This is a genomic window from Verrucomicrobiota bacterium (assembly GCA_027622555.1).
Taxonomy (GTDB): Bacteria; Verrucomicrobiota; Verrucomicrobiia; order Opitutales; family UBA2995; genus UBA2995.
Map to the genome: position 1 here is coordinate 1 of JAQBYJ010000177.1, position 8,549 is coordinate 8,549.

Consider the following 8,549-nt stretch of genomic DNA (forward strand, 5'->3'; position numbering starts at 1 on the left):
CTGTTGTAAACCACATCAAAGAACTAATCTTCCACACATACAATAATACAAAGCTTCTAGCCTCTTGCACTTGTTAGTTGAATCCGCGTAGGGAAGTGGTCGAAGTTCCAAGCAATTGGAAAATGAGTCAATCCAAACCTAAGAGTGGATTCTCACGCGCTGAGGCTAAACGGATTTATTTGGTTTGGAATGCCTCGCTTTGCACAACCAGGAGCACCAGGTCCTGCATGCCCATACCGCTTTCTGTTAGCTCCTGCACGATCCCGTTGACTTCTGGTCGATCCGTAAATTCGAGTGTGCGGCCCATGGAGTAGGCGAGCAGCTTTTCGGTGAGGCAGCTGGCGAATTGTTCCTGCCGACCTGAAAGCACGTCCTTGAAGTCCTCAATTCCGTCAAACTTGTGGCCATTGGGCAACTGACCTGAAGCATCAATAACAGGACCGGAATCGTCCCTTCTCGGATACCGTTCACGCCAAGCACCAATGGGATCATAATTCTCAAGGGCAAATCCAAGGGGATCGATTTTTTTGTGACACTCATAGCAGGTCTCAACTTTCCTGTGTTTATCCAATTGGTCCCGAATCGTGGTCGCTCCTCGTATATCCGGTTCCAGGGGTTCAACATCGGGCGGGGGAGGTGAAGGCGGCGAGCCCAATATATTTTCCAATACCCAGATGCCCCGAATAACCGGAGAGGTATCGATGCCATTGGCACTGGCCGTCAAGATACTCGCATGGCCCAGTAAGCCACCTCTGCGTGGATCGTTCTTAACCGAGACTCTTTGGAAGTCTGGCCCGTTGATTCCTTCCATTCCGTAGAGTCTGGCTAATCCTCCATCGACAAAGGTGAAATCAGAATCGAGAAACTGGTTGATCGATAGGTTGTTTTCCAGGATGTAGCGGAAGAATCTTTGAGTCTCCTGTTTCATCGAATGTTCAAGCCCGTCAATATAGTACGTTTTAAAATCCTTATCGCTTGGAGGCATGGTTCCGATTTTATAAAGCTCCAGCCAGCGCGCGGTGAATGATTCGGTGAATGCATTCGATCTATCGTCTTGTAGCAAGCGGACCGTCTGTTGTTTAAGCGTTTTAGGATCAGAAAGTCTGCCCGATGCTGCCAGTTCCATCAGCTCAGCATCAGGTTGTGTAGACCAAAGGAAATAACTTAAACGAGAAGCCAAGGCGTAATCATCGAGTCGACCTTCGGGTTCCTGTAGATACAGGAAATCGGGTGAACACAGAATGGCTCGAAAACCGACTTTTAACGCTTCGAACGCGCTTTTGCCTTCCTCGGCTTTGGAACGAACAAGCTGATGAAGGATGTTGAGTTTGTCGTTGGTAACGGGTCTTCTGAAAGCTGCACTGGCAAATCGTGTCAGGATCGCCCGCGCATTTTTCATGGTGGGTTCAAAGTCTCCAAACAATGCTTTGTAGCTGGGAGTGGGCCAGCTCTCATAAAAGGGTCCCTCAAGCTTAACTTCGAACACACGGATACGTGGACCGTGGTAGCCACTATAAAATGCTGCCCAGCCGTCGCGGCGATTGAATTTGTTCGACGTGCCTTCCGTGTCGAGGACTTGACCAACGGTAGTAGCGATCTGTGTTGCCTCAGCTTCAATTCTTCGCACTTCAGCTTCTTCGATTGAATAAGGGTAGAGTCCATCGCCGGGAATGGTCCAGTTATGTATAAAATCCTGGAAGTGCTCAGGATACTTATGAACCAGTGTTTTGCGCAGCGGTTTCACGCGAGGCGGACCATTCGGGAATGTGAGTCTTGGTTGGTAGCCTTTATCCAACCAGACGCGGGCTTCGTACCACTCAGGTTGATCATCCGCGATGACGAATCTTGCTACTTTGCGATCGGACGACGTCCTGAATTCCAACTCCCCATACGCCCGTGAACCGGCGATCACATCGACGCGCAGCGGTTCGCTTTTTCGGGTTCCCACAATTTCTTCGGGGTAGGGGTATACGCGGTCGATGGCCTGGGCTTTAAATCTTACGGTATAGAATCCACTTGCAGGGACACCTTCCTCCAAATCTTCAAGCCACATAAAGCCATCCTGATCGGTGGTATTTTTCCGGATGTGTTGAAACTCACCGGCAACATCTTTTCCGTCCCAACGATTGCGAGCCGTGTAAAAGGGTGCTTCGAACGCATACTTTTGGATAGCCGGTTGAGGACCGTGCATCGTGGCGTATTCGATGTAAGCTTCTGCTGCGTCGAGGTAGCCTTGAAGTAGAAAGTCCGAAGTGATTAAAGCTGAGCCTATGTTATTAAAGTTCTCCTCTGTTTCGTCAGGAGGAAACGACTCGGACGGATCGGCGAGTAAGGGTCCAAGTTTCAACAAGTCGCGGATGGTTCGATTGTATTCCGTTCGATTGAGTCGACGTAACACGGTTTTTCGACCGGTGCTTTTGTGAAGTGCATAAGCCGTTTCCAGCTCGGCGGTAATCCAGTTAACGACTTCTTGTCTATCTTCCGGCTTTGGTTGTTTTTCATCTTCCGGAGGCATGTCGCCCAGATTCATCAGATCCGCGATGTCTTGCCAAAGGTTCAACGAATCCAAATCCGTGAAATCGGCTTCAAGTGTGTCGTAACGACGGTCGCCCTTTTGTTTATCGGGTCCGTGACACGTTATACAGTAGCTTTCCAGAAAAGGCTGAACTGCATTGTAATAAGTGTCCGTTTGAGCAGAGAGAAAGCTTCCCGGTGTACAGAAAGCCATACTTACAACGGCACCGAAGGCTTTTTGTTTAAACGAACTCATGCAACTACCAGGCCGGTTAATGTTCCGGAACCTTTGTTAAAATTGTCTATTTCCAGGCCGAAACGCTGAAGCATGGAACCATACAGATTACAAAGTGGGACACGTTTGTGGTTTTCCGTAGGATAAGCTTTGTGCTCGCCATGCTTAAAGCCACCGCCTGCCAGTACCACCGGTAAGTTTTTATTGGAATGCGAACTTCCATTGCCCATGCCACTTCCCATTAATATCATGGTTCGGTCAAACAGGGACTGGCCGTCCGGCTCCTTGATGTTTTTAAGGCGGTCCAGAAAACGTCCCATTTGTTCTACCTGATACTTTTCAATAACCAGTAGTCCTTGACGAAGTTTCTCCGCTTTTCCGTGGTGAGAGAAACCATGATAACCGCCGACCAATCCAAGATCTGCCGTATCGATGTTTCCTGGCACTCCGAGTGTCGCAACTCGGGTGGAATCGGTTTCAAGCGCTAGCGCCAGAAGGTCGTAGAATGCTGGAACGGTATAGGTGAGTGAGCCTTCGCTCGGCTCCTGCATATCCACTTCGGGTTTTGGTTTGTGAAGCCATTCCCGAGACATGCCGAGTTTCTTTTCAATTTCCCGAACCGAATTCAAATACTCTTCAAGCTTTTCCTGATCCGTCTTCCCGAGCTGCCGACTCAGGATTTTGGCCTGACTGTTTACCGCATCGAGGATGCTTTCGTTTACATCGTAGGCCGATTGCTGTTTGGCAAGCATTCTGGGATCGTCCTGAACGAACAGTGCGCGAAACAAATCTTTGGCTTTGCTGACGGGCGGCACATTGATCCCATTGCGTGTCCAGGAGAGCTTGCAATCCAGGTCTCCGCCTGCCAACCCGGGGGATACAACCAGTGACGAGAAACGAGTTCTAGCTCCAACGAATTCGGCCGCACGCTGGTCGACGGAAATATTACCTTCCGGCCAGTCCGAAGCATCCTGGTCTTTTATTCCACTCAGGAACGCGTGCACGGCGCTATGGCCTCCGGAAATATCGTGATCCAGATTCGAGAACACCGTGAAGTCCTTCCGGTGCCTTTCTATAGGCCGCAACAGCTCCGATATTTCATAATCGCGACCTTCACCTTGTGGGAAAAAACTATCAGGCATCAGGCCCAGCGGATTCCCGATACAAACCATGCGCATAGGAGATCCTACTTCACTGGATTTGGCGGCCGCTCCGACCGCTTTTAAGCTCATCGGCCCCATGCTTTCCAGGAAGGGCAGGGCCATGGCCACACCGGTACCTTTTAAAAAGGTGCGACGATTGATTCGTGTTGTATGCATAGGGAAGTCCTTTGGGTTTAGAGGCGTCATTAGGGTAACTGCTTTTCTATGATGCCATTGATCGGCATGAAATCGAGCGTTTTATTTATAACTTACAAACTTCTCAAGGAGAAATAAACTTGTTGGTCCACAATCCCCCACCTAGCTTTTATTCATGTTATTAACGCACGCCGTTCAGCAGTTAGGAACCGAAACCGCTTTTAAAGTATTGGCCAAGGCAAAGGGGCTCGAAGCACAGGGTCGCGATATCGTTCACCTGGAGATTGGGCAGCCCGACTTTCCGACACCTGCGAACATTGTCGCAGCCGGTAAACAGGCTATCGATGATGGATGGACAAGCTATGGTCCTACCTGCGGACAGGCGGATTTTCGCGAGCTCATTGCACAGCACATTTCCAGGACGCGAAAGATTGATGTTAAGAGTTCGCAAATCGTGGTGACGCCTGGTGGGAAACCGGTGATGTTTTATGCCATCCTGGCTTTGGTAGAGAAGGGCGATGAAGTGGTGTACCCGGATCCCGGATTTCCTATTTACAAATCACTCATCGATTTCGCAGGAGGCAAGGGGATTCCTTTACCCCTGCTTGAAGCGAATGACTTCAGTTTCGATGTCGATAAATTGGGAACCCTCATTTCAGATAACACTAAACTGTTGATTTTAAACTCGCCTCAAAATCCAACGGGTGGCGTATTAAAAAAAGAAGACCTCGAAACGATAGCTGCTCTTTGTGTAAAACACGATGTCGTCATTCTCACAGATGAGATCTATTGCGAGCTTCTCTATGACGATACGTTTGAGTCGATCACTCAATTCGATGGCGTTCCCGAACGGGCCATCATCCTGGATGGATTTTCCAAAACCTATTCCATGACCGGTTGGCGATTAGGCTACGGTATCTACCCCGATTGGCTCGTTAATTCTATAGAAAATCTCATGGTAAACAGTAATTCCTGCACGGCATCCTTTACGCAACGCGCAGGTATGGAAGCGTTGTCCGGTCCTCAAGATTCCGTTGTGAAAATGCGAGAAGCCTTTCGCAAACGCCGTGATTTTATTGTCGATGGGTTAAATAAAATTCCTGGCATAAACTGTCGTGTACCCAAGGGAGCCTTCTACGCATTCGCGAATGTGTCGCAGCTTCCCTTATCTTCAAGGGAACTGGAACGTCGCCTCCTTGAGGAAGCCGGAGTAGCCTGTCTGGCCGGTGATGGATTCGGAGAGCAGGGCAAAGGCTTTATCCGCTTCTCCTACGCCAACTCGATTGAGAATATCGGCGAAGCCCTTCGCCGCATCAATGCGTTTGTTACAGGGCTTTAACGTCCAGCACCTGAATTCGGCAAGAGGAACTAAGCGCATTTCGTGGGGAGTTGTGTTCGTAGAATTTGATTCTTTCTACGGGGAGCCCCTGAATTCCGTGGCTCATTCCCCTTCCTCCCATTGTAGGGCTCGATGCTTGCATCGACGCCATGTCCCGGAACGTTATGAGTTACGGGAGCCTTGTCCCTATCAGGTAGAATCTTTTTTTTTTAAGCAAAATTTTTATATCCCGACCAATCACCGTGACCCCGTGATTAACTGGTATTATTATAAGTTCGAAGAACAAAAGTTAAACTACGAAAACGCTAAATTACGCGAAAAACTGAAAACAGGCTCCTTTTGAAAATAAACAATTAACCACGATTGGACACGAAATCCCATTCAATATTTTTCCTTTTTCAGTTCTACTATTCGAGTTCATTGGTGTCGATTCGTGGTTAAGAAACTATTACTTTATCTGTGCCCATCTCAGCAATTGGTATGTCGATGTCGTGATACTCGAAACTCCGTTTTCTTTGTTACCTCTTGTTCAAAAAACCGTGTATATTGTCAGGCCTTCTTATTTCATTCGTGAAGTATCCTTCGCGGTTAATTTATTTTCCGCTACCTTTGGCTCAGCCACTCGGCTTTCGGTGGTATCTAAATATTATGTTCGTCTCTGGTAATGGACTTTAGAAAAGCATTTACAAGCGGGTGGGGCCGGTCCGGTGTCGATAGAGTCTGTGGCACGAATCGCGTGGCGATAAAAAAGGGATGATCTGAGTATTCGATGACTCGAACCTCTCCCTCCGCATCGGAGCCCGTAATCTTTATGGGCCCGGTCTGTATCTCATCAAGATATTCCGGGTTCACCGCGAAATTACAGTAGTAGCTTTCTCGTACATTCGTGACGCCGTAAATCTTCGCTGCTTGGGAATCTGCTTCAAGATGTAGATCCATTTCTCTTCCGGCAAGTGAACAAGCTAACTCCGAGATGAAGAGCTTCGAAGCGTACGGATCGTATTCCGCGTGCTGGGCATCCTTGAATCCAAGTAAGTTCCGTGCATATTCCAAAATAATAGGCTGAAAACCTCCACAGGTCCCGGAGGTCGGAACACCGTGCTCGCGTGCATAGCGTATAGCCCAAAGCGTACGCTCCATGTTTTTGTAGGGACTGCCGGGCACCACCCACAGGCCGTCGTAATTCTCAAAGAAGTCATTTTCAATATCTTCCGTAGACACCCAGTCGTATTCGACATCGAGTCCAAGGAATTCACGGGAATGCTCTATCGCGTTGCTAGTCGCGGGATGCGGTTCGAAGCGCGGAGTGTATTCTGCTATTATGCCGATTTTCTTCATCTATTCTTTTGCAGAATGCTAAGTTCCTCAATTTAGAGGCAGGAAATTAGATGTGGAAACCACAAGAAGCACAGAAGGCGCAAAGCCTGACACCAAAACCCGCGAGTCTGGATTTGGAGCAGCGTCTTGTTGGAATTTGAGTAGTTGATCTTCCACCGTCGTTGAAGAACTATGGCGAGATCTGCGAGAAGGGTTCATGGTCATGGGGGAAATCTATCTTTCAGTGGCAGAGATCTAGATGGCTCGACGCAAACAAGATTTAGGATCCTGATTTATTTTTTCATTTCTTTTTTTTCAACCACCGGTGACACTGATGAGTACTGCTGACGGTTAAAATTATATAGCCTAACCATTTCGTGGATCAGTGTGAATCTGTGTTGATCAGAGGTTAAAATTCTTTTTTCCAACGTTCCGGATCACAGATGCCGCGCCAGTGGCGTCCAGAATGAAACCGGAGCGCTCTCGCGGCGTTTTGTGCATCCGGTTTGTTAGGCGGCACAATTACCATATCTTCCACCAGGGCTTGATCGATTCTTGAGACGACTGTGGCTGTGTTGGTGGATCGTCTCCGGCTCTAAGAGTGGTAGTGGCTGATGCCCCATCCTTCGGTGGCGTGTAACCAGCAGCGGCTGGCGTAACAGGAGACTGTAACGCTGCCTTCACAGCTCGAAGAAATGCGTCTTGCTCGGCGCGGATTCCAAATCCGAAATTCCTGTGGTCACCGTTCTTCGCCCACTCGCAAACCACACCCGTCTTGCCTTCACCCGCATGCTCAGAAAACTCTGCCTCCAGAGTGAAGACTCTCGCCTGCACATCGCGGGGCCAACTCTCGGCGTGCGCTGGCGTAGCCAGCAACGTTACTGCTACAAAGAATGCCTCAAGTGGTTGTTCGGGCATTGGCATCTGCACGAGCGCAACCGGCCTACCTCCCGCTTCCTGAGTGGACATCGTGAGGTCAGAAACCCGACGGAATACCATGCCGTCCTTGAAAGGATCACTCTCTCTTTGAACCATCCCCGCCATCTTCTCAAACATGGTCCACTGACTGTGAATAAATCGAGTCGGCTCCATCGCCCCTCCGGGCATGTCCTGGCGCAGGATGTACGAGAAAAACGCGTAAGGGTTCTGCTGGACATACTGAGGCAGAAAACTGTGAGCAAAGCTGTAATGCACCTGATGGCGCACGGCTGGGTCTGGGTAGAATTCTCGAAACGTTCGACTGTCCTCTTGGATTTTGATATTCATAGCGCGTTGGTGTGCCGCCTAACGCTAAGCTGACCTATGACGACGAAGCGGTAGCGGAGTCGTCATTAGGTCGAGCGCCTATGGTACGCCCGTCATGGGCATCAACTGATGAGGTTCAAGTCCTCTATACATAAAACCTGTAAGTTAAGTTCAATAATGAAAATAAGTTATGAAAAGTATTAGCCGATGGCAACTGCGGAGTCGCGAGACTCGGTGGAGAGGAAGCCTAAGGCAAAACCACGAGGCGATGTACAAGTACCGAGGAATGAAATGACGACAGCGAAGCGAACAACACATCATAAAAGGCTTAGCGTCTGGGGCGAGCGAACCAAGCATCGCGAAGCCCTCAGGTTTAGGACGTAGGGTAAATGACGCGCTTGCGTGGTGGTTCCGAGGAGCTTGCGACGACAAGACCGGGCGCGAAGCGAACCGGAACAGTTGGTGTTCTTATCCGGGGAGATCTCCTTTTCCTGCGTCTCGCCACAAGCAAAGCCGATGCGAACGGATCTTGTCAATAATGGAGATATGACCCCATTGGCTCTCCTCCCATTGGCTCTCCCCCATTGGCTCTCCCCTTGCG

General features: G+C 49.3%; 5 protein-coding genes. 1 reads left to right on the forward strand and 4 read right to left on the reverse strand.

What is annotated here, in order from left to right:
- Positions 1–175: 175 nt before the first annotated feature.
- Both O3C43_23810 and O3C43_23815 read right to left on the reverse strand, forming a co-directional pair.
- Positions 176–2,770 carry a DUF1592 domain-containing protein gene (locus tag O3C43_23810; protein MDA1069512.1) on the reverse strand — a complete coding sequence of 865 codons (2,595 nt, stop codon included), beginning with the start codon at positions 2,768–2,770 and terminating at the stop codon, positions 176–178.
- Positions 2,767–4,068, reverse strand: a complete 1,302-nt coding sequence (locus O3C43_23815; GenBank protein ID MDA1069513.1) for a DUF1552 domain-containing protein — start codon at positions 4,066–4,068, stop codon at positions 2,767–2,769. The genes O3C43_23810 and O3C43_23815 overlap by 4 nt, the downstream gene beginning before the upstream one ends.
- A gap of 154 nt (positions 4,069–4,222) precedes the next feature.
- Between O3C43_23815 and O3C43_23820 the strand changes: the two genes are divergently transcribed.
- A complete protein-coding gene (locus O3C43_23820) occupies positions 4,223–5,386 on the forward strand; it encodes a pyridoxal phosphate-dependent aminotransferase (protein MDA1069514.1) in 1,164 nt (387 codons plus the stop codon).
- A 639-nt stretch (positions 5,387–6,025) separates the two neighbouring features.
- On the opposite strand, the gene O3C43_23825 is transcribed toward O3C43_23820, so the two are convergent.
- Together O3C43_23825 and O3C43_23830 are read right to left on the reverse strand one after the other, a co-directional pair.
- On the reverse strand, positions 6,026–6,724 hold the full coding sequence (locus O3C43_23825) for a CTP synthase (protein ID MDA1069515.1): 699 nt from the start codon (positions 6,722–6,724) through the stop codon (positions 6,026–6,028).
- A 501-nt stretch (positions 6,725–7,225) separates the two neighbouring features.
- A complete protein-coding gene (locus tag O3C43_23830; GenBank protein ID MDA1069516.1) occupies positions 7,226–7,969 on the reverse strand; it encodes a hypothetical protein in 744 nt (247 codons plus the stop codon).
- Between the last annotated feature and the right edge of the window lie 580 nt (positions 7,970–8,549).